Below are 22743 nucleotides of genomic sequence, written 5' to 3'. Positions count from 1 at the left end.
CCTGATCTGGCAAAGGGGATCAGTAACGGCTTCCCCTATTCCCGCGTACCGTTACTATTCAGTATCTCCGCTACGTGCATCACCCGTAGTGGAAGTCCTTCCCTTCGGATCAACCCTTCCATGTGCATCAGGCAGGACATATCCCCGCTAGTGATCACCTCGGCATCGTGGCGCAAATGATCCGCGATACGGTCTTTACCCATCTTAGCGGACAGCTCCGGTTGGTTGACGCTGAACGTTCCGCCGAAGCCGCAGCATTCATCGACCCGGTCGAGCGGAACCAGTTCCACCCCCTCCACCATACTCAGCAAGTACCGGTAATAGCTAAAATCGGCCCCTACCCGCTCCGAACTCGCCCCGAGCCGCAGTCCCCGGAGGCCATGACAGCTATTATGGATACCTACCCTGCCCTTAAAGGAGGCATTCAGTGTCTTTACGCCCAGCACGTTGACCAAAAAATCGGCTAACTCAAAGGTCCGCTCCCGCACGGAAGTCACCCCTTCCGATTCCGGCAATACGTCGTAGTGGTGGTTCACGTGGTATACGCAACTACCCGACGGACAAACGATGTAGTCGAAGCGGTCGAAGGTTTCAACGAAATGCGCGTAGATCGGACGCGCCTCCTGTTCCATGCCGCTGTTCGCCAGGGGCTGTCCGCAGCAAGTCTGCTCCCGGGGGTATACCACCGTACAGCCCAGTCGCTCCAACAACTGGTAGGTAGCAATGCCCGCCCTAGGGTAAAACTGGTCGATGTAACACGGAATGAAGAGGCCAACGGTCATGATCGTAGTTTGAATAGCGCTTGGTGGAAAGGTACCGCGATCGGACGACCGCCCCATCCTGCCGTGTCCGCTCCGCCAGCCTTATACTTCGGCCCCGTATTCGAACTGGATCTTCTCGAGGCGTAAAAGAAGGGATTGCAGGGCTTCCCGCACTTCATCGAGGTTCGCCCGGACCACTTTGGCATATGCACCGTCGACAAACAGGTGGTCGTCGATGTCGCTGAGCTCGTCAGGGCCGTTCGCCTCGATGGCATCCAACTGCTTTTTGACGTAGCTCTCGAGCTGGGCGGTCCGTTCGTCCCAGAATTCGCGCAGGAGGCGGTGGGGTTGTTTGCGGATTACCTCGCGGCGTTCCGTGAGCTGGGTCTTTAGGCGGAAGGTCGTGTCGGTACCGTTAAAATTGACTTCGATCGTATGCTCCCGCGGCCCCTTACGACCCCGGATTCGGTTCACCAGGTTTAGGTCCTCATCGTAGAAATTCACGCTGGTAAATTCCTGGTTGCTGAGCCCCCGGAACTGATCGATGGACACCAGTACGCCCCGGAACTGGCTCAGGTCCTTCTCCAGCTCGTAGTAGCTTTCCTTCACCGGAAGCAGTTGCGCTTCCTCCCGGGTGTGCTGAATGCGCGTTTCTTCCCGCACGTCTTCCTCGAATTCCCGCACTTCCGTTTTCAACGCCGAAAGATTCACCGCCACGCTGTAGCCGTGCTTGCGCACCGCATCGACGATCATTTCCCGGATAATCTCCCGCTGCTCGGGTGCATTCCACAGACAGTGCTCGAGCAGGAAACAGTCCATCAGATTGACGGCGGTGCGTCCGTGCAGGAAGGCGGCGGCGCGCAGGAGCCGTACGGCTTTCTTCCACCGGCGATCGTAAATGAGAATGGGATGTGGGGCGTTGTTGGGCTGCTCGTTATACCGTTCGACCTTGAAAAGGAGCAACTGGAGCGTATTCAGCACCTCGGCCGGTACGTCTATTCCATCGATGCGGTCCGACCACTCATCCAGTTCCGCTTCCGAAAGTTTGGTGGAATCCGGGATGTTGTCTTCGTAGACATCGCGGGTATCGACGACCATCTTCACGAAGTTCTGGTATTCGCTGATGCGACCGAGCTCGAGACGCACCAGGAAGCGGTCCCAGATTGGGGCCAAATTGGCGCTGCGGGGCGGAAGCTCGTTACTTGCCGTGATGATCCCGCGGATGTCGACCTTCATATCCTGGTCGCCATTGCGGTAGATCTTCTCGTTGAGTATGGTCAGCAGGGCATTCTGGATGGCGGGACCGGCCTTCCATATTTCATCCAGGAATACGATGTTGGCACCGGGCAGGTAGCGGTCGGTGAGCCGCTCGTATTTATCCTCGTCGCGAAGCTTCTTGATCGATATCGGTCCGAACACCTCGTCCGGCGTAGAAAACTTCGACATTAGGTACTCGAAACTCACCCCGTCGCGAAAGGCGTACTTTAACCGGCGGGCGATCAGGCTTTTCCCTACACCGGGCGGACCGAGGAGGAAGATGCTCTCCCCGGCTACCGCGGTCAGTAGCGAAAGGCCCATGGCCCGGTCCCGTTCGTAAAGGCCATCCGTGAGTGCGCGCAGGAGCTGCTCCGTTCGTTGGCGTAAGTTGCTTGGTGGGTTGGCGGTCATGGGGAGGTAACGAAGGTACCGGTAGATGGTTTGCAAACCACGAACGGCCCCCGGAGCTGCTGCTCCGACGGCCGTTCACGTCCTGAAGGGGGTTTCCCCTTACGGGCTGGCGATTACTTCTCGCCGTATTTCTCTAGACGGTACTCCGCCTTCAACTTCTCTTTCCGACGCTTCACGCTGGGCTTGGTAAACTCACGACGGTTGCGGAGTTCGCGGATCACGCGGGTATTGATAGATTTGCGCTTATAGCGCTTCAGGGCGCGATCGATATTTTCGCCCTCACGTACATTAATTATTAGCATTCAGCGTCACTGTTTTTAGAATTGGAGCGCAAAGATACAAATTATTTTTCTACCGCGCAAGCGATCTCGAGGATCGTGCGGCCGCTTTCCGTGCGGTATTGTAACTTTTCGACCTGTAGCTTACGTAACAATGCTTTTGGGTCGGGAGTTGCGGACTTAGGTGCGGGGTCGGAAGCGTAGGGGGTCGGGGTGTTTTCGGGCGCGTTCGCAGGTGCATCAGCCTTCGCAGCGGGAGAGGCCTTTGTCAAAGCGGCTACCAATTCGTGCAGCCCGAGGTTGACGAGATCGTCGGTAACGGCAATGCGACCGTCCACCCGGCTACCGGAGAGATCGGCAAAGTTAGTGTCCATGAGATGTTGCAATACGGGATGCATAGGCTTATTCGGCTTTTAGATGAAGGTTTACGAGGAGGCGGCTGGCTTCGCTTTTTATTTCCAGGCTCTCGATGAGGGGCGCTAGCTGTTGGTACCCGAGGTAGGCGAGGAGGGCTGGTACGTGGATCCGCAGATTCTTGCTGGTTAGCTCGATTCCGCGGGGCAATCGCTTTTCGATCTGCCCCTGTAAAACACTGATGAGTGAGCGGTCGAAAAATCCCAATCCTTCCTCGATGCGGAACTCCAACCACGGCTGATCCGGAAAGCTGACCGGCATACCGGGTGCCAAGCGAATCTGCCGCGAGACCGTGCCTACGATGGGCGCTTCGGCGGTGAGGTGAACCCGGAACCGATTGCGGTCATTCGGATCAATCAGCAATTCGCGTATCGGGGTGTTGGCGGGTCGGGCCGCGAGGATTTCATTGAGCAGGACGCGCGTCAGCGGAAGGTGTATTTGCAGGTCGGTCCCCGTAAGTGCGGCGGCCGGCTGGGTGAATAGCGCATTCAGCGTGGAAGAATCGGTAATTGCCATACGGATACGTAACCCCGGCGCGGGGAGGGAGTTCGCAGCCGGGTGCTTCAGCAGTGGGTACCGGGCAGGTCCAGGCGGCTGGTATCCGGGTGCGCATCGGCCCGGAATCCGCTTTCCGGAACTGCCGATGTATGCCCCACGCGGGTCGTTTGTTGATCGCGAAACCACCCTAATCTATACTTAGGGCGATTCTTTCGACGATCGCGGGCGGGGGGTCTATCCTTTTCCTGAACGGATGCTAGCTACCTACGTTGGAGTAAGTGAATATACCCCGCACCCCATGAAGTCGACATTTTTTACCCTCCTTTTATTTCTTTGCTCCTGCGTTTACGCCCAAAATGAAAGCCCCCGCCCCGAGTTAGCTCCCAATACCGGGGGGGTGGGCGGCAAGCTCCTGGATTCGGGCAACGATCAGCCCGTCGGCTTCGCGAATATTGCCGTTTATAATGTTCAAAACGGGGAGATGGTGAGCGGCACCACCAGTGATATCGACGGCAATTTTACCCTGACCGACCTTCCTTACGGCGATTACCGGCTGGAAGTAAGCTTTATCGGCTATGAGGATGAAGAAATGATGCTGGAGCTTAACAATTCCGAACGTTTTTTAGAAGTGGGTCAAATTAATCTGGGCGCGGGTGGTGCTACGGATCTGGACGAGGTAGTCGTAACCGCCGAGCGGCCCATTATGGAGCTCGGCTTAGACCGCAAGTCCTTTAACGTGGAAAAAAGCGTAGCAGCGGCCGGCGGATCCGCGGCGGACCTCCTCCGTCAAATTCCCAGCATTACGGTAGACCTCGAGGGGAACGTCAGCCTGCGAGGCAGTGGTGGCGTGCGCTTCCTCATCAACGGCAAACCGAGCGGTATCGTTGGTTCCGATCCAGCTACCTACCTACAATCGCTGAGTGCGTCCAGTATCGAAAGAGTAGAGGTGATCACCAACCCGGGAGCGGCCTACGATCCGGAGGGTACTGCGGGCATCATCAACATTATCCTGAAGAAGAAGGAAGACGATGGATTCAACCTGTCTACCAACCTCAACGTGGGGACGAATAACAAATTCGATGGCAACCTGGACCTAAACTGGCGCAAGGGAAAATTCAACTCATTCGCCGGTATTAGTGGTCGCTACGACGAACGCTATTTCCAGGGTTTCCGCGACCAGGACGGTACGCTTGGTGACTCCCTTTTCAGCCGCCGCTTCAACTTCGACGGCGACCGGGTACGGAAGTCGACGATGATGAAGCTGGGTACCGAATACGGTATCGGTGAACGCGGGGTAATCGGCGTGCAGGCCAACTACCAGTTGGAATGGGGCGACAACAGCAACTTGCGTACCACGGACTTCTTCAACAGCGAAGGCGGCCTCGACCGAACCAGTACGCGGAACGAAACCGAACCCAACGAGGAAACCGACTACGAGATTCAGCTGAATTACAACACTAGCTTCGCCAAGGAGGGCCGCCGCCTGAGCGGACAGTTGCAGTACAGCAACAACGACGAGAACGAAATCGAGAATTACGACGAGATCATCGTCGACGCCTTCAACACGGAGATCGGAACGGAGCGGCAGCGCTCCCCTACGCTGGAAGGAAGGGACCGGGTGCTCGCCCAACTGGATTACGAACAGACCTTCGGAGAGTTCAAACTGACTACCGGCTGGCGCTCCACCTTCGAACGCCTGGAGGAGGATGCCGAATTCCAGACTTTCACGGCCGGTGACTTTCAGAAAGTAGACAGCCTCAGCAACCTCTTCGCCTACGAGGAAGACGTCCACGCCATTTACGCCACCTTCGGCGGTAAAATCGATAAGATCACCTTCAACGCCGGACTCCGGGCCGAGCAAGCCTATACGACCAGCCGGCTCCTGGAACCCAATCCCGAAACCTTCGAGAACAATTACTTCAAGGTCTACCCCAGCATCTACGCCGGCTACGCCTTCACCGAACAAACCACCCTACAGGCGAGCTACAGCCGGCGCATCGAGCGGCCGCGCGCCTGGGCCCTCAACCCCTTCGTCGACCGCGGCGATCCCTTCAACCTGCGGGCCGGCAACCCTTTCCTGCTTCCCGAGCTGATCAACAGTTTCGAACTGAACGTCCAGCAACAATTCGGTGCGAGTACCATTACCGCCGGCGTCTATTACCGGCAACTCAACGACATCATCAGTCAGATCACCCGCATCCAACCGGGGGGAATTAGCCTGAGCACCCGCGACAACCTCGACCGGGGGCGCGACTACGGCATCGAGATCATCAGCACTTACCGCCCGACGGAAAAACTGGACCTGACCTTCAGCGCCAACGGCTACCGCAGCGAGATCATCGGCAACAACCAGGACGAAAACATCGACCAAAACGGCTATCTGTTCAGCGGAAACGTACAGGGCAGCTACGAACTTCCCTGGGGCATCCAGACGCAGTTCACCTACTTCTACCGCAGCCCCGGTGTACGTCCCCAGGGCCGCATCGAAGCGATCCAGAGCCTAGACGTCGGCTTCCGGAAGGAGATCCTGAACGACCGCGGGGCCCTCACCTTTCGGGTATCGGATGTCTTTAACCAGCGGCAGTACCGCTTCGTCACGGAGACCGGCGGCATCACCACCACCAGCGAGTTCCAGCGGGAAAGCCGCATCGCCTACATCGGTTTCCAGTACAGCCTCAACAACCTCGGCCGTGAGAATCGCCGGGATGGCGGCCAGCGCGGTGGCGGCGACGGTGCAGACGGTGACTTCTAGTAAGGCTTGCCATTCCCCAACCCCGATGATCCGCTACAGCCTCATCCGATGCGATACGTAGGGATTTATTCGCTGTCCTTTACCGCCGCTATCGTAATTGGGACCGTCACTTGCGGACCGCCCCCGCCCGAAGCTACCCAGCAGGATCCCCTCATTCGTCAGAGCTCCGCGGTGGATTCATCACCCGACTCTACCGACAGTCGTTCGATCGATTCACTCATCCGTGTGGAGGAACCGTCACCCCACCAGGTTGTGACTTCCCCGCTTCGGTTTGGGGGGATGGCACGGGGCTACTATTATTTCGAAGCCGATTTCCCCGTTCGTATGGAGGACCAAGACGGGACTACACTGGGGAGTGGGCGGGCGCAAGCCGGATCCGACTGGATGACGGAGGACTGGGTTCCCTTCACCGGAAGCCTGGAGTTTGCTCCGCCCAAATCCGAAACCGGGTACCTGGTTTTCGAGCGGGCCAATCCTTCGGGCTTGCCGGAAAATGCCCGCAGCTACCGGCTTCCCGTAAGATTTCAGCCGCGGTAAAGTGCCGTATCTACTGGCGCTCAAAGAATAACTACCCGCCCTCGTGCTACCGGTCCGTCGTGCCCGACGATCACCGCCGTGTACACGCCAGCCGTCAATCGGGGCAGGGGTACGTACGTTTTACCCGTCTTTACGGAATAGGAGCCTACGGTTGCTCCGGAAAGGGTGTAAAGCCGGAGCTCGTACGAACCACCGGCCCCGGGCATTTCTACCGTGAAACCCTCGCTCGCCGGATTGGGGTACAGTTTCAGATCGACGAGTGGGATATACAAGTTGTGGGTAGGGACCGTAACATCGGTAAAATCGTAGGCCGTACCGCATTCGAGCAGCGTGGTATTCATGTAGCGGAAATGTCGAAAGACCGGCGACACGTTGTACGTCAGGGTATCGATGCGGAACGGGATTCCGGGGGTATACACGATTCCGGGCTCTCCCCCGTCCAGGTTCACACTATTGGAGCCGCATAACGAATCTCCTTCGGGAAAATATGCCTCGTACGTCAAGCGGGTACTAAGCAGCCCACAGGGGCCGAGAAAAAGGGAACGGACCCGATACATGGCTTGACCATCCACCGTATCGATAAGGGTTCTTGCTCCGGGTTGCAGGTCGACCAGCTCCCGGGGATAGCTATACATCAGCTGCCGGACCGTATCGCGAACCAATACGGAATCTCGGGAAGGCTCCGAACCATCCGTCCGGGCGACAAAGCGCAGGAAGTCGCCCGACGTCGTGAAGTACGTTATCCCGTCAACGATCGAGTCGACCGAAAGTACCGTATGGGTTTCTTGTTGGTGCAGATCGTATCGATCAAAATCGTTCGGACCGGGGTTGGGTTGCGGCTTGATGGACTCGATATGGTAGGTGTTCCCCACCGTTACGGACCCGTATGCACTGGTGGTGGGAAGTTGCAGTCCCAATTGCTCCTGGGTGGTCCCGACCAAAGACAACCGCGGTGAATTACCCGCAACGTCGTAGAGAAAGGGGGATTCCACCAATCCATACTGTCGGCTGAGCACCATACGGGAAAGGGTATCCCCCGAAGCGTCGACCAGGGCGATGACCTTGAGGGAATCCGTGGAACCGAGGGCCTGGCGCTGCACCACGCTCACGACGGTAGCCCGCACCGTACGGTCATCGTTTTCCAGCGCTACCCAACTACTATCCGGAAGCGCCCGTTGATGGATCACCATGCGTCCCAATTCCCGAAAATCGAATACGGTGCTATCCGCGGATTGGCAGACGGCGTAACCGAACGGAGAAGGCAAGCGTCGAATACAATTCCGGGGATCGCGTTCGCTTGGCGAAAGCGAAGCGTATAATTCCTCGCACCCGAGGCTATCGACCCGAATACCGTAAAATTGGGTCCGGTGCAGTTGCTGCGGGAAGGTGAAGCTTTCGTCGAGGTATAAATACTGCTCTCCGGGCTGAAAAAAACGATATTCCGATTGTGCCGACAGGCAACAGGTAAGGAGGGCACAAAAGGCCAGGCCGGATAGCCGCATAAAGCAAGTGATTAGGTGGAGGAAAGATAGCAGTTCTCGGGACGGATAAATACCGGGCGTCAGCCTATCGGTAGTTAATTGGCCTGGCACCCGCGCTCCGGCGCCGTAAACATTTGCCGCGGCCGCGCTTTATGCCAGCATAAATTATGCTTGCCCTATGAAAAAGATCGGTATCCTTTATGGACGCGAACGCTCCTTCCCACCCGCCGTGATCCAGCGTATTAACGACAAGAACGTGGACGGCATCCGTGCCGAGCCGGTCAGGATCGACAAGGTAGGGCAGGGCCTGAATCCGGGATACGCCGTCATCATCGACCGGATCAGCCAGGACGTTCCTTTCTACCGGGCCATGCTGAAGAACGCCGCCGCCACGGGCACGGCCGTCATCAACAATCCGTTCTGGTGGAGCGCCGACGAGAAGTTTTTCAACAACGTACTGGCCGTAGGTCCGGCGGGGGTGCCCGTGCCCAAAACCGTTTTGCTGCCCAGCAACGACCTGCCGGACGACACGAGCGACGAGAGCTTCACGAACATGGGCTACCCCCTCGACTGGCAGAGCATCTTCAATTATATCGGTTGGCCCGCATTCATGAAACCTCACGCCGGTGGTGGCTGGAAGAGCGTCTACAAACTCGACAACCCGGACCAGCTCTGGAAGGCCCACCAGGAAACCGGGCAGCTGGTCATGATGCTCCAGGAGGCGATCGATTTCACCAGTTACTTCCGCTGCTACTGTATCGGGCGAAAGCACGTGAAGATCATGCACTACGAGCCCCGCAACGAGTTCCTGAATCGCTACAAAGTGCACCACGACGTGAGCCAGGAACTGCTGAATACCATCCACGATTACGTCCTGAAGCTCAATAACTGGCTGGGCTACGACTTCAATACCGTGGAATTCGCCGTGCGCGACGGGATCCCCTACGCCATCGACTTCTGCAATCCCGCCCCCGATGCGGACAAATTCAGCGTCGGCGAGGAGAACTTCGAATGGGTCATCGAGACCTCCGCCAACTATGCCATCGAACGCGCCCAACAACAAGAACCCGGCCGGGACAACCTCACCTGGGGCGATTATATCCGCAAGGCGGTGGATGGGAGCTATGCTTTTGGTAGGTAGCGAACTCGGTTTGCTCGTGGTAGGGGCTCGCTAACGCTCGCGGCAGAAGGGTTATCCACGTAGTAATGATGATTGGCAAAGCCTAAAAAGGACTTCTCCTACGCGACCGCAGGGAAGGCTATCTAACCTTATCCACAAACAATTTATGGTCCAAAGACAAGCGCCCGGGGCCGGCAATCAGGATGGCCGTAGCCACCACGGCGTAGTTCAGCGGATTGGCGATGCGGCCCCAGGGATCACCGGCGGCGTAGTGGACGAGCAAAGCAGCTACCAACATCGTAATGATGTACGGAATCGTCGCCAGGCGGGTGAATAGCCCCAGCGCAATGAGAATGCCCCCGATAAACTCCGCTCCCGCCGCCAGAATGAGGCTAAGGGTGGGACCTACACCGATGGGATCGCCGAATTCAAAATTGCCGTTGATGACTTTGAGCATCTTACCCCAACCGTGGGCGAAGGCCATTTCCAGGCCGAACCAGACGCGGAGGATAAACAGGGCGATATCAATGTTTCCTTTATTCATATGGACGTTACAATAGGTGATTTACGATGTAAGCTTACGAAAGGGGCTGCCGCAAAAATGAGGTTTTCATAGCTCCCCATAACGAACCGGCAGCACGGTTGTCACCCGAATCCTTGGTTTGCTCGATGAACTCGAGGCTGTCGGCGAAGAGGTAGGTGATGCCGGCAACGGTGATAGGAACGTAATTGGCCACCTCGAAATGCAGGCCCAGGCGGCGAGGAATGTATCCAAAAAGAATGATCTTCGTTGCTCCGGTTCGCCGTATCAGGCCCGCCAGGTCGAGGTCATCGGAAGCCGGCCACTCGAGGAGGTGCAGCTCCTTTCCCGGTTCTTGGTAGCCCGCCGCTGCGAGAATGCGCCCGAGAAAGGCACGGCGGGTGAGTTCGCCGTGGTACAGCACGAGCAATTCAAGGTCACGGCCGGGGCCCAGCAGTTGAAGGGCGTCGCCGTATTCCGGCTGTCCGATCAGTTGGAAAGGAAGCATGGGCGTGAAGATACGGGCTGGCAACTGGTTTTTGCCATGCGCGCGCAACGGAACAGAAAAGTAGATCGTACCTTTCCCTTCCCTACCTTTACACCAAATTCGTACCCCGATGACCACGGCCACCAGCACCATTCGCGTCGAGCGCGTTCAGCAGTCCCGCCTCGACGAAGTCGACTTCACCAACCTGCCCTTCGGCAAGATCTTCAGCGATCACATGTTCGTCAGTGACTACCGCAATGGCGAATGGACCGACGATCGCATCGTGCCCTTCGGTCACTTCACGATGCACCCGGCCAGCATGGTTCTCCACTACGGACAGGCCATCTTCGAAGGCATGAAGGCCAGCGTCCACGAAGACGGCACCCCCATGCTCCTGCGCCCCGACGAACACGCCAAGCGCCTCAACGCCAGTGCCCGCCGCCTCATGATGGCCGAGTATCCCGAAGACCGTTTCGTGGAAGCCGTCAGCCGGCTCGTCGACCTGGAGAAGGGCTGGATTCCCCCCCAGGAGGGCAGTGCCCTTTACCTCCGCCCCTACATGTACGCTACCGACGAGTTCATCGGCGTACGGCCCAGCGAAACCTACCGCTTCTGCATCTTCACCGCCCCGGTGGGCCCCTACTACGCCAAGCCCGTACGGCTGTTGGTCGAGCAGGAATACGTCCGCGCCGTCCCCGGCGGAACGGGTGAAGCCAAGGCCGCGGGCAACTACGCTGGTAGTCTCCTACCCGCTCACCTGGCCAACCAAAAGGGCTTCGACCAGGTCGTCTGGATGGGCGGCCCGGATAAGAACGAGATTCACGAAGTCGGCACGATGAATATCTTTTTCGTCATCGACGGTGAAGTCATCACCCCGGCAACGGACGGCGCTATCCTCCGCGGCATCACCCGCAAGATGTTCATCCAGATCCTGAAGGACAAAAACATCAAGGTCACCGAACGGAAGATCACCATCGACGAGATCGTCGCCGCCGCCGACGCCGGAAAGCTGGAAGAAATGTTCGGCGCCGGAACCGCCGCGGTAGTGAGCCACGTCTCCGAGCTCCAATACAAAGACAAGCTCATGACCCTGCCCCCCGTCGAAGATCGCAAGATCGGACCGATGCTCAAGCGCCACATCGACGGCCTGCGCGTGGGAAAGGTAGAGGATACCCACGACTGGCTGGTCAAAGTATAATGCGGCCTCTGGCCGCGCCAGTACAAAGCGGTCTCCGACCGCGACAGCAGGATGCGGTCTCCGACCGCGAAGTAAGATGCGGTCTCCGACCGCGGTAGTACAATGCGGTCTCCGACCGCGAAGTAAAAAACCGTGCAATCCACCCACCCCTCGCCTGGGTCCCCGGCCTCGGTTACCAGCGCACCGCGCGGGGCTACCAGTACTGGCATTGGGGGCACAACAACGGCTTCCGGGCCTACTTCACCATCCTGCCGGCGGAGAACCGTGGCCTGGTTTTCTTCAACAACGCCAGCAGCGGGCTCGTCCCCGCCCTCACCGAATACGCGGAGTTGGGCGACCAACCCGGTTGGCGCTCGGCGAGCTACGCCCGGAAAGATTACTGTTCTTCCTCCAGCTGCTCCCGCAGTCCCGGCGTAACGCGCACCTCCATACCGCCGTCCGCCGCCCGCACCAGCAAGTAGCCATCCAACCCGTCAATGCCCTCCAGTAGGCGCATGGCCCCTTCCGGACCGAGCACCATGCAGGCCGTGGCATAGGCGTCCGCCGTAGCGCAGTCCGGGGCCAGCACGCTCGCGCTCAGCAGGGCATTGCGCTCCACGTAACCGGTATTGGGATTGATGGTATGGCTGTAGGTCTCCCCGTCCACCTCGTAGTAGTTCAGGTAGTTGCCACTGGTGGCCAGCGCGCGGCCCTCGGCCAGGGGCAGGGTACCCGCCGCGCTTACCTGCTCGACGTTTTCCTCCGGCAGGCGAATGGCTACCCGCCACGGGCGTCCGTTTTTGGTGCCGCCGCCCCGCATTTCCCCGCCGATGTCCACGAGGTGGTTGGGCCGGCCGCGGTCGATGAGCAGTTTCGAGATTAGGTCGACGCCGTAGCCCTTGGCACTGGCGTTCAGGTCCAGTTGCACGCCCGGCCGCACTTTGGTTAGCGAGTCGCCGCTAAGCGTGACCAAGTCAAAGCCGACGTTCTCTCGAATGGCATTTAGTTCCGCGGTGTCCACCTGATTCGTAGTGCGGTGCTCGCCCGTGCCGAAGCCCCAGTAGTTGACCAGCGGGGCCACCGTTGGATCGTAGGCACCGCCCGTTCGGTCCACCACCTCGCCGGCCAGGTCCAGGTTGGGCGCAAAGTGCAGGGTACCGTCCAGGGATACCCCCGCCGGGCTCGCGTTGAAGCGGCTGATCGTGCTCTCCGCCACCCACGGTGAGAGCTCCAGGTTGTAGGCATCCAGCAGGCTGTCGACGCTCGCCTCAAGCCCATCCAATCTTTCTCCGAGGTAAGTAATCCGGTAATAGCTTCCCATCGCTTCTCCGCTCAGGCCGTGGGCCGCCAGATACTCGTTCGGGTCGGTATTATTGCAACTCCCTAAACTAAGCAGCAGAAGGGCGAGGACGCAGGTGCCATGTTTCATCGAAAACGGAATGTGATTGGGTAAGCAACCGCGGTGCCGACCGGAAGTTTAATACCCCTCGGATACCCCCTGACCACCCCCGGTCTACCCATCGACTAATCACCCAACGGCCGGGCCGCTACCCCCTCGAAGGTCATTTCGACCGGCTGTATCGTGCCGTCTTCATTAAAGTACATCCGGTCGATGCAGGTTACCCGGTGGTCCCGGCCCTCGTTCGGTATCGGCCGCCGGTGGTAGACCATGTACCAGTCGTCGGTACCGGGCACCCGGATGGCGCTGTTGTGACCGGCCCCGGTCGCCACGGTGGTATCGGCCTCCAGGATCGTCCCCACCCTGTCGAAGGGCCCCAGCGGACTGTCCGCCATACCGTAGGCCACTTTATAGGTGCTATTCGTCCAACCGCCCTCCGACCACATCAGGTAATAGGTCCCGTCGCGCAGGAAGAGAAAAGGCCCCTCAACGTAGTTCTCCGGCGTAATCTCGTGAAACAGCTCGCCGTCTTCCCAAGGGATGAAGCCCGTAAAATCATCGTTCAACTTGCCGATGTTACAGTGTCCCCAGCCACCGTAGTAGATGTAGTGGGTGCCGTCCGTATCGCGGTATACGAATTGATCGATGGGTTGGGCGTCCTGGTAGAAGGTATCGATCAGGGGTCCGCCGATGTGATCGGTGTAAGGCCCGCCGGGCGCATCGGACACCGCTACGCCGATCCCGCCATAGTGGTCGATGTCATTGTCTGGGTTCCAGCCCGGCCGGCTGGGCCGCTGCACGTCGTTGCCCGCGAAGAAAAGGTAATAGCGTCCGTCTTTCTCGATGGCGGCTGGTGCCCACATGGCCTGCCGTACCCAGGGCACGATAGTGGTATCGAGGATGCGCTCGTGCTTCGTCCAGTTCACGAGATCCGGTGAAGAGAAGGCGTCGAGGTGCAGCTGATCACGGTAGGCCGCGGAATAGGTTGGAAAGATCCAGTATTCGTCGCCGAAGACCACCCCCTCGGGGTCGGCGTACCAGCCGGGAAAGATCGGGTTGCCGGATAGGGCATCACCTACGGCTTCCCCGCCCCCGCCCTCCGCGGAGCGGCAACCGGCGAGTAAACAGATCAAGCCAAAAAAGCAAACTGGGCGTAGCATAGGAGAGCGGTGGTTGTTTACGGGAAAGATAGTACGGGCGCATTCATCCGCCGGGCGCAGGGCGTTCGTCCGCCGAGCGCAGTGCAGCGGAGCTCGTCTGCCGAATGCAGGGGAAGGGCTTTTTCAGAGACCCGCCGGCAGACCACCTACACCACCGGCATTCGTCCGCCGAGCGGAGTGCAACGGAGCTCGTCTGCCGAATGCCCGAGGAAATACTTTATCGCGACGACCCGCCGGCAGACCAGCTACACCACCGGCATTCGTCCGCCGAGCGGAGTGCAACGGAGCTCGTCTGCCGAATGCGGGGAACTATTTATAAAGACCCGCCGGCAGACCAGCTACGCTGGGCGGACGGCTGGTGTCGGCTATTCCTCGTTCAGCCGCCGAATCAAATCCGCCTCGTCCTGCCGGTAAGGCGTCCCGTCCGGCCGGAAGACATCGTGGAACCACTCGTTCGGCTCGCTGCCGTCCTCGATGGGCATGTTCCAGGCGTAGATCGTATTGGATTTGCCGGCGACGAGTCCCCAGTTGATGGCCCCAATATTCTCCTCCTTCAGCATCGGCAGGATGTTCCAAAAGCGGCTGTTACGGGTGCGGGCCATGTATTCAGTGCAGATCATCGGCCGACCGTGGGTCTTGAGCATATTGATGGTCAGCTGGTGCTCCCGCGGCCCCTCGTACTGGTGGTAGGTCAGGATGTCGGAGTGCTGAGCCTGAAAGGTGTTCAGCTCCTGGAAGTCCCAGGCCCATAGACCGACGGTGAGCGGCTGGCTCGGATTGACCTCCCGCGCCCAGGTAAAGACGGCTTTGAGCAGCGGCATCGAGGTAGTCAGTTTACCGCTGTTGCCCGGCTCGTTGTACAGGTCCCACATGAGCACCCGCTCGTCGTCTTTGAAAGTGGTGATGATGTCCTTCACGTAGGTCTCGAGGGCCGGAAAGTTCTCCGGATTTTTCGAAGCCGGGTCACCGGGGTCCTGCATCCAGCCCGAGTTGTGGGTACCCGGTACGGGGTCGGGTTGCTCCCCGATTTCCGGGGTCTTGCCCCATACGTCGTCGAAGATGACGAACATGGTCCGGATCCCGTGCTGGTCCGCCAGGCCCAGGTAGGTATCCATCCGCTCTTTGAACCCCTCCGGATCGGCTTTATACGCCAGGCTGTGCAGGTACACGCGCATGGTATTGAAACCGATGCCCTCGGCGTAGCCCAGTTCCCGGTCGATGGTCTCCGGGTCGAAGGTGGCCTCCTGCCACATTTCCAGCTGGTTGATGGCCGTGCTGGGATTGAAGTTGGCGCCGGTGAGCCAGTCCTGTTCGGCGTACCACTCGGCGGCCCGCTCCCGCGACCATCGGTTGGTTTCCAGTACGGAATCCTGCCCGAAAGCGGACAGGGACAGAGTGGCAAATAGCGCGAGGCAAATGAGTTTGTGCATGATGACGGAATTCAGAAAGCAGTTATTTAGATAGGGGGTGCGCGATGACCCGGGTCGTCGGCCCCTTAACCGTAAGTTGGCCGTTGGAGAGGATCTCGAGCTCGTCCATGAAGACTACCCGCTCGTCGCCGGTCGGCTGCGTCCGGCCATGGTAGACGGCGTACATCTTGTTTGCGTCCTCCAGGAAAAGGACCATATTGTGGCCGGTGCCGGTCACGTCGCCGCCCTCGTCGACATTCTTTTCCAATACCGGGTTATTGTCCGCCTTGGTGAAGGGGCCTAACGGATGGTCGCCGGTGGCGTACCCCACCGCGTAGTTCGGTCCGGCGTAGTGGTTGGCGGAGTACATGATGTAGTAGGTACCGTCGTGCTTAAAGGTAAAGGATCCTTCGGTCCACCGCCGGTTGATCTCCCCCGTCGTCACCGAACGGCTCTCCCACTCCGCGTTCTCGTCGTCCATGCTCACCGGCGGCCGCAGCAGCAGCACCGGCTCGCCGATCACGGATTGGAAGTCCGGGCTCAACTCCACGCCGTACACCCAGCTCTCCTCGATCTCCTCGTACATGCCTTGCTCCCGGGCCCAGTCGGCGATCTCGCTTTCCACCGGGTGTTTGTAGCAGGCGCGGGAATAGTACAGGTAGAATTTGCCGTCGTCGTCCTGGTAAACGTTCGCGTCGATGATCGGGTAGCCCGGCTCGAAGAGCGGCTGGTTCTGCAGGTCGGTAAATGGCCCCGTCGGCGCGTCCGCTACCGCTACGCCGATGTGGAAGTTCTCGGCCTCGTTGGTGGGATTATGCTTCCAGTTGGCGCTGTAGAAGAGGTAGTATTTGCCGTCCTTCTTGTAGCACTCCGGGGCCCAGAAGGCACTTTCGTTCCAGCTGTCCTCGGTGTTGCCAAAGTACACCTGCCCCTCGTTCTTCCAGTCGACCAGGTCGGTCGAGGAATACACGGCGAATCCGTCCTCCGCGCCGCCGCCGGTGCCGTAGAGATAGTAGGTCCCGTCGCCGTCATCCAGGATGAAGGGGTCGCCGAACTCCACGTCCAGCGGATTCTGGAATTCGGGCAGGGCGGTCGCCGAAGTGTCCTCCGGGGGCGTGGTCCGGCCGCAGGAGGCCGCGCCGAGAAGCACCGCGGCCAGGAAGGTCAGTAAGCTTATGTGTTGCAAAGACGTATCGAATTTATTCAGCTAAGTAAATGACCTGGGAGCTATTCCCCCGCCGGCACGGGCAACGCCTGTCCCAGCGCCGCGGGCTCCCCCAGCACCGGCAGCCCGTCGGCCGACCAGGTAAAGAGCTGCATCCGCATGCTCCGCTCGTCGCCGCACCCCTGTCCGGGCTGGGCGTTGGCGTGGTAAAGGATCCAGTTTTCGGTGCCGTCCGGAGAGGTGAAGAAGGAGTTGTGCCCCGGCCCGTACGCCCGCGCGGCGGCGTTGCTCACGAAGAGCGGATTCTGCTCCAACCGCGTCCAGCTGTCGGCCGCCAGCGGATCGTCGCCGATCGCCAGCTGCAGGGCGCCCAGGCTGTAGCCGTCCGTCCAGCAGCCCCCGGCCGAGTAGAACATAAAGAGCGAGTTATCGTGGGCAATAAATTGCGGTCCCTCCACCACGCGGGGGTCGGTTCCGTTGCGCTCCCAGTCCGCCTCGGGCTGGAGGACGCGGACCCGCTCCCCCGTCACCTCGGTGGGCGAGGTCATTCGGGTAATGTAGATATCCTGTGCCACATTGGTATCGCCCTCCCAGCCGGACCAGGCGAAGTACCACTGTCCGTCGATCGCTACGGGGCTGCCGTCGATCGCCCATTTGTCGTCGGGCAGTTCCAGTTCGCCGCGGTCTTCCCAGTTGTCGGACATCGGATCGGCGTCCTCGTTGGCCAGTACCCACATGCGGTGGTTGTCGTTGTTACCGTCACTGGCCGCGTAGTACACGTACCAGGTTCCGTCGATCCGGTGGATCTCCGGTGCCCAGATCTGGCTGGAATTCATGCCGGAGGCCGGCGGCGACCATACCGTGCGGGCGCGGGCGTCGGCGGTCCGCAGGCCGGACATCTTCTCGGTTTCGATCAGGGTGATGTTCCGCCCCGTGGTGTAGGTCACGTAGTAGGTATCGCCCTCCTGGAAGACCCAGGGGTCGGGGCCGACCTGGTAAACCGGATTAAAAAAGTTCGCGTCGGGCTCGGGCTGCGGTTCCGGGGTGGTCGGTTCGTCCCCGCCGGAGGGGTCGCAGGCCAGACAGCCGGTGCAGGCAATCAGGATCCAGACAAAGGAGGGGAAGCGTCGGAAGACAAAAAGCATAGCGGAAGATAGTATGGGTAACCGCAGGGAGGCTACCATTTGGGATTTTGGACCAGGTTCGGGTTGATGTCCAGGTCGCGTTGGGGTATCGGGAGCAATTCGTGTTTGCCGGTCTGAAAATTCGCGAAGCCGGGGTCCCGGTCAGCCAGTTCCGGGCCCAGGTCGCCCCAGCGCTTGAGATCGTTGAAGCGGTGGCCTTCGCCGGTCAGCTCCGTCAGGCGCTCGTGCTTGAGTTGCTCCAGGAAGGCGGCCTGGTCCAGTCCGGGCATGGCCTCCGACAGAGGTGCCAGTCCCGCCCGCTCCCGCACGCGGTCCACGTAGGCATAGGCTTCCTCCGTTTGCCCGATGGCGTTCAGGCTCTCGGCGTACATCAGCAAGATGTCCGCGAAGCGAATGAAGCGATAGTTGTTCGGAGAACGGAAGCCTTCTTCATTCTTGTAATCATCATTGAGGAACTTACGGAAAAACAGCCGGTCACTGTCGCCGTAGCGCTCGGCCCAGGAGGTTCCATATACAATGGATGCCTCCGGACCGGCCGGGTCGGTATGGTCGTAGAGGTAGGTCGCGGCGAGACGAGGATCCCGGTCTCCGGCCGTGGTCGATTCCTCCTCGAATTCCGCTACCGGCCAACGCAGGGCTTCCCCGTCGCTGAAACCGATGCCGGGGGGGGCGTAAAACTGGGCGATGGAGGTGCCGTAGTTATGGTTCGGCGTCTGGGTGTCCTGGTCGGTAAATTCCAGGGGGTTGTCGGCGTAGCCCCATTCGAGCACCGACTCCACGTTCCATTCCGTCTGCGCGCTGAAGTTGTCCGCGTAGTTATCGGTCAGGTCGTACAGCCCGGCCCCGTCGCCGGTGAAGAAGAAGTCCAGGGCATCTACCGCATCCTGGTAGCGGTCGTTCTGCATGTATGCCTTGGCCAGCAGGGCCAGCGCCCCGCCGCGGGTGATGCGCCCCCGGTCGTCGGCCCCGTACTGCAACGGCAGGTTGTCGGCGGCGTACTCGAGGTCGGCGATCACCTGCGCCCACACTTCCTCCTCGGAGGAGGTCGGTGGCAGGTCGTTCGGCGTGGAGGGGGTCAGCTGCAGCGGCACGTTGCCCCACAGGCTGGCCAGGTGGTAGTAGTGCATGCCGCGGAAGAAGTGGGCCTCGCCCAGGACGCGGGCCTTCAGCTCCTCGTCCATATCGATGTCCGGCACGTTGGCGATCACCTGGTTGGCCCGCGAGATCCCGACGTAGTTGTCGGTGTACACATCCATCATCGGTCCGAAATTGGAATTCGGCTGAATGAAGTTATTCATCGCGTTAGCCAGCTCGCTCCAGGGACTGTAACTCGTACCTACGTCGGAGCGCAGGTCGTAGAGCATGGGTTGCCAGCGGGAGAAGCCCGTCCGGTGCAACGTGCTGTAGGCGGCGTTGATGCCCTGTACGGCGTCGGTTTCGTCCTGCCAGAAGCTGTCGTTCGTGATCTGGTTGGGGTTGATGATGTCCAGTTCATCCTGGCAGGCCGTCAGCGTCAGGACGGTACACAGGAGATATAAATAGATGCGTTGCATGATGTTTTATTTTTTGGCGACCCCGATAGCGATCGGGGCAGGAGAATGACGGGACCTAGAAGTTGAGGTTCAGGCCCAGGGAGACGATCCGGCTGGACGGCCAGTTGCCGTTGTCCACGCCCCGTTCTAGGATACCGTTGCCCTGCACGTCGGGGTCCAGGCCGGTGTACTTAGTGAAGGTCAGCAGGTTTTGCCCCGTGACGTATACGCGCAGATCGCTGATACTAAGGCGGTCCAGGGCAGCTTGCGGAATGGTGTATCCGATTTGGAGGTTGCGCAGCCGCAGGTAGGAGCCGTCTTCCAGCCAGCGATCGGTATTCCCGCGGGCGTTGTCGACCAGCCCCTGATCGTTGGTAGCCACGCCGATCCGCGGGTCGTCGGTATTGGTGTTATCCGGGGTCCAGGGGCTGACGTCAGACCGGAAGTTGGTATTTTGGTAGCTATCGAGCTGGCTACGGACCGAGTTATACAGCGTATTCCCGAAGACTCCAATGATCTGGGCGGAAACGTCGAAGTTGGCGTAAGAGAGCCCAAGCTGGCTGCCCAACTGCAGGTTCGGCCAGGGGGACTTACCGGTAAAGGAACGGTCCTGGTCGGTGATCTGCCCGTCGCCGTCCACGTCTACGTAGCGGATATCACCGGGTTGGGCGAAAGGCTGGATCAGGGTGCCTTCCACCGCGTGGGCGTTCACCTCGGCCTGGCTCTGGAAGATGCCGTCCGTTTGCAGCAGGTACCACTCGCCGAGGGGTTCGCCAACACGGGAACGGGTCAGTCCGGTTTGGATGTAGTCGATGCCCTCACCCCGGTTACCCACGGCCTGGACGGTATTGTTAATGGTAGTGAGGTTGAACCCGACGTTGAGTTCCACCCGGTCCATTTGCTGCCGGTAGTTGGCTTCAAACTCAAAGCCGGTGTTTTGGATGGAGCCGGCGTTCACCGGGGGGCTGCCGCCAAGATTTCCCAGGTAAGTAGCCACGGGCAGGTTGGTGACCAGGGCATCCTCGGAAAGGATACGGTAGTAGTTGGCGGAGAGCGTAAGCCGGTAGTCCAGCACCGCGGCTTCAATGCCGTAATTCTGCGATTTTCGGTTTTCCCACCGCAAGTCGGGATTCACGAGACCGGCCTGGGTGGCGCCGACCTGAATGGTGCCCAGGATGGCCCGGGGGTTGTTGTTGATCGTGCCCCGCCAGTCCCAGGAGCCGAGCGTCACGATCCCCAATGTACCGTAGGAAGCGTTGAACTTCAGGTCGTCGATCCACGGCACCTGGAAGAAATCTTCCTTACTGATCCGCCAGCTACCGGCCACGGAGGGGAAAATCCCGGTGCGATTGTCGGCGCTGAAACGGCTGTCCTGGTCGACCCGGCCAGTCAGCGTCAGGTAGTACTTCTGGGCGTAGTTGTAGTTAAGGCGACCCAGAAAACCGATGGTTCGGTAGTCGGAGGTCACCCCACCCTCCGCGAGAGATTCTCCGGTGGCCGAATTGATCTGCTCGAAGGGATCGCCGCCACTTTCCACGAGGTCGCTGCGGGAGGCGAAGGTATAGTTGCGCTGGGTCTGCTGATCGGAGATCCCCACCACGCCGTTAAGGGTGTGGGAACCGAAAGCCCGTTCGAAATTCAGCGTATGCTCCATTAGTAAGCTGGAAAACCGCGAGCGATTGTCCTGGATCGAACTCGGCCGTACCGCAGCGTTGAACTGAGTGACGCCAAACCGACGCAGCCCCTTAGAAAAGTCGTCGCTGTTCTCCAGACCCACGTTGAACTTGTACCGGAGTCCCTTCACCAACTCCACCTGCACGTAGGCGTTGCCGATGAGTTTCAGGAAGTTAATCTTCTCCCGCAGCAGGTCGGTTACCCCCACCTGGTTCTTGGCGTAGCTGACGGCGTCGACCGTACCGATCCCCCACCCCCCCGGGTTCGTGTCCGAGATGTATTCGTCCGCCTGCACCGGAATGACGGGCAGCATGGTCACCATATCGAAGAAGGGATTGCCGGTGTCGAAGCCGCCCAGCGGTTGCCGGATGTTGTTGTTGGTCAGGACCAGATTCTCCCCGACCGTGATACGTCCCAGGTTCAGTGTACTGTTTACGCGGAAAGCCGTCCGGTTGAAGCTGCGGCCGATGATCACCCCGTCGTTGCGGAAGTGGCTGCCGGAGACGAAGTACTTCAGGTTGTCGGAGCCCCCCGATGCGGAGAGGTTGGCATCGAGCGTACTGCCGGTCTGAATCACCTCGTCCTGCCAGTCGGTGTCGATCGTCGGGTCGAAATCGTCCCCCACCGAAGCGGGCACCTCCAGTCCGGAGTTCCGGTAGCTGGTCCGCTGCAATTCGGCGTAGCCCGCCGCGTCCATCACGTCCCAGCGGTTCGGGATCTGCTGGATGCCGGTGGTTACGCTGAGGGAGGGACGAATGGGTCCTTTACGCCCGGATTTGGTGGTGATGATGATCACCCCGTTGGCGGCCCGCGACCCGTAGATAGCCGCCGCGGAGGCATCCTTGAGGATCTGGACGCTCTCGATGTCGTTGTTATTGAAGGTAACGTTGGCATCCGCGATCATCCCGTCGATGACGTACAGCGGATTGGTGTTGACGAAACTCGCCGCGCCCCGGATCTCGATGGTCGCGCCCGCTCCCGGGGCACCCCCGCTACGGACCGTGACCCCCGAGGCCAGGCCCTGGAGCGACTCGGCGAGCGAGTTCGTCACCGTCTTGTTGATCTGCTCGGAGGGAACGACGGCGGTCGCCCCGGTGAGATCCGAGCGTTTGACTTCCTGGTAGCCGATGACGACCACCTCACCGAGGTTGCTGATATTTTCGCTGAGATTGATGGTGAAGGTGGTCTGCCCGCCCACCGCAATGGTCTGCGACGCGTACCCCACGTAGGTGACCTGTAAGGAATCGTCGGGTGCTACCTCGTTTAGGGTGAAGCCCCCGTCGACGCCGGTCACCGTGCCCTGGCCGGTTCCCTTTACCGCGACCGTCGCGCCGATCAGCGGCCCTTCTTCATCCGTAACGGTACCGGAAACCGATAATAGGTCCTGGGCGGAAAGCACACTGCCCGATACCAGGAGGCAAGCCCAGAGGCAGTAGGTGTAAAAGAAAGATCTTTGCATGACTAGCGACTTATGGATACGTACACCCTCCAGAAATCCAATTAATTTTTTGGATAATCTATCAGGTCGAACATTTATTCTGGTCGACAAGGTATTTATCCGCATTA

Annotated in this window: 19 protein-coding genes; 4 read left to right on the top strand and 15 right to left on the bottom strand. The window is 59.6% G+C overall.

The window, feature by feature from the left end; translation table 11 throughout:
• Positions 1–35: 35 nt before the first annotated feature.
• The 5 genes from CLV84_RS07990 to CLV84_RS07970 form a co-directional block, all read right to left on the bottom strand.
• Positions 36–782 carry a (Fe-S)-binding protein gene (locus tag CLV84_RS07990; protein WP_104419189.1) on the bottom strand — a complete coding sequence of 249 codons (747 nt, stop codon included), beginning with the start codon at positions 780–782 and terminating at the stop codon, positions 36–38.
• A gap of 81 nt (positions 783–863) precedes the next feature.
• Positions 864–2429, bottom strand: coding sequence for an AAA family ATPase (locus CLV84_RS07985; RefSeq protein WP_104419188.1), 1566 nt, complete (start codon positions 2427–2429; stop codon positions 864–866).
• Positions 2430–2542: 113 nt separating this feature from the next.
• Positions 2543–2731: a 30S ribosomal protein S21 gene (gene rpsU / locus CLV84_RS07980; protein WP_104419187.1), complete on the bottom strand. Its 189-nt coding sequence runs from the start codon at positions 2729–2731 to the stop codon at positions 2543–2545.
• 41 nt (positions 2732–2772) lie between these two features.
• Entirely contained in the window at positions 2773–3081 is a 309-nt protein-coding gene (locus CLV84_RS07975) for a hypothetical protein (RefSeq protein WP_170067617.1), read from the bottom strand.
• A 28-nt stretch (positions 3082–3109) separates the two neighbouring features.
• The gene (locus CLV84_RS07970; protein ID WP_104419185.1) at positions 3110–3637 is read right to left on the bottom strand and encodes a hypothetical protein; all 528 of its coding nucleotides are present in this window, start codon (positions 3635–3637) and stop codon (positions 3110–3112) included.
• A gap of 280 nt (positions 3638–3917) precedes the next feature.
• On the opposite strand from CLV84_RS07970, the gene CLV84_RS07965 reads away from it, so the two are divergent.
• Positions 3918–6371 (top strand): TonB-dependent receptor domain-containing protein, encoded by a 2454-nt coding sequence (locus CLV84_RS07965; RefSeq protein ID WP_104419184.1) that lies wholly within the window; start codon positions 3918–3920, stop codon positions 6369–6371.
• Between the two features lie 48 nt (positions 6372–6419).
• The gene (locus CLV84_RS22150; protein ID WP_104419183.1) at positions 6420–6908 is read left to right on the top strand and encodes a Gmad2 immunoglobulin-like domain-containing protein; all 489 of its coding nucleotides are present in this window, start codon (positions 6420–6422) and stop codon (positions 6906–6908) included.
• Positions 6909–6928: 20 nt separating this feature from the next.
• Here CLV84_RS22150 and CLV84_RS07955 read toward each other — a convergent pair whose 3' ends face one another.
• A complete protein-coding gene (locus tag CLV84_RS07955) occupies positions 6929–8410 on the bottom strand; it encodes a T9SS type A sorting domain-containing protein (protein ID WP_104419182.1) in 1482 nt (493 codons plus the stop codon).
• A gap of 157 nt (positions 8411–8567) precedes the next feature.
• Here CLV84_RS07955 and CLV84_RS07950 point away from each other — a divergent pair, with 157 nt between their 5' ends.
• A complete protein-coding gene (locus tag CLV84_RS07950; protein WP_104419181.1) occupies positions 8568–9530 on the top strand; it encodes an ATP-grasp domain-containing protein in 963 nt (320 codons plus the stop codon).
• A gap of 118 nt (positions 9531–9648) precedes the next feature.
• Here CLV84_RS07950 and CLV84_RS07945 read toward each other — a convergent pair whose 3' ends face one another.
• Together CLV84_RS07945 and CLV84_RS07940 are read right to left on the bottom strand one after the other, a co-directional pair.
• The gene (locus CLV84_RS07945) at positions 9649–10053 is read right to left on the bottom strand and encodes a DoxX family protein (RefSeq protein ID WP_104419180.1); all 405 of its coding nucleotides are present in this window, start codon (positions 10051–10053) and stop codon (positions 9649–9651) included.
• A gap of 34 nt (positions 10054–10087) precedes the next feature.
• Positions 10088–10537, bottom strand: coding sequence for a hypothetical protein (locus tag CLV84_RS07940; protein ID WP_104419179.1), 450 nt, complete (start codon positions 10535–10537; stop codon positions 10088–10090).
• Between the two features lie 109 nt (positions 10538–10646).
• Here CLV84_RS07940 and CLV84_RS07935 point away from each other — a divergent pair, with 109 nt between their 5' ends.
• Positions 10647–11714 (top strand): branched-chain amino acid aminotransferase, encoded by a 1068-nt coding sequence (locus CLV84_RS07935; protein ID WP_104419178.1) that lies wholly within the window; start codon positions 10647–10649, stop codon positions 11712–11714.
• 376 nt (positions 11715–12090) lie between these two features.
• On the opposite strand, the gene CLV84_RS07930 is transcribed toward CLV84_RS07935, so the two are convergent.
• From CLV84_RS07930 to CLV84_RS07900, 7 genes are all read right to left on the bottom strand, one after another.
• Positions 12091–13122, bottom strand: a complete 1032-nt coding sequence (locus CLV84_RS07930) for an FAD:protein FMN transferase (protein ID WP_104419177.1) — start codon at positions 13120–13122, stop codon at positions 12091–12093.
• 95 nt (positions 13123–13217) lie between these two features.
• Complete coding sequence (locus CLV84_RS07925) at positions 13218–14252, bottom strand: glycoside hydrolase family 43 protein (RefSeq protein WP_104419176.1); 1035 nt, start codon at positions 14250–14252, stop codon at positions 13218–13220.
• A gap of 365 nt (positions 14253–14617) precedes the next feature.
• Positions 14618–15682, bottom strand: coding sequence for a cellulase family glycosylhydrolase (locus CLV84_RS07920; protein ID WP_104419175.1), 1065 nt, complete (start codon positions 15680–15682; stop codon positions 14618–14620).
• Positions 15683–15704: 22 nt separating this feature from the next.
• The gene (locus tag CLV84_RS07915) at positions 15705–16847 is read right to left on the bottom strand and encodes a glycoside hydrolase family 43 protein (RefSeq protein WP_211295202.1); all 1143 of its coding nucleotides are present in this window, start codon (positions 16845–16847) and stop codon (positions 15705–15707) included.
• Positions 16848–16888: 41 nt separating this feature from the next.
• Entirely contained in the window at positions 16889–17971 is a 1083-nt protein-coding gene (locus CLV84_RS07910; protein WP_170067615.1) for a glycoside hydrolase family 43 protein, read from the bottom strand.
• A 32-nt stretch (positions 17972–18003) separates the two neighbouring features.
• Complete coding sequence (locus tag CLV84_RS07905) at positions 18004–19524, bottom strand: RagB/SusD family nutrient uptake outer membrane protein (RefSeq protein WP_104419173.1); 1521 nt, start codon at positions 19522–19524, stop codon at positions 18004–18006.
• 55 nt (positions 19525–19579) lie between these two features.
• Positions 19580–22636, bottom strand: coding sequence for a SusC/RagA family TonB-linked outer membrane protein (locus tag CLV84_RS07900; protein WP_104419172.1), 3057 nt, complete (start codon positions 22634–22636; stop codon positions 19580–19582).
• Positions 22637–22743: the final 107 nt, after the last annotated feature.

This window comes from Neolewinella xylanilytica (assembly GCF_002934605.1).
Classification (GTDB): Bacteria; Bacteroidota; Bacteroidia; order Chitinophagales; family Saprospiraceae; genus Neolewinella; species Neolewinella xylanilytica.
The sequence above is the reverse complement of the archived record's forward strand: the minus strand, read 5'-3'. Positions and strand labels throughout refer to the sequence as shown.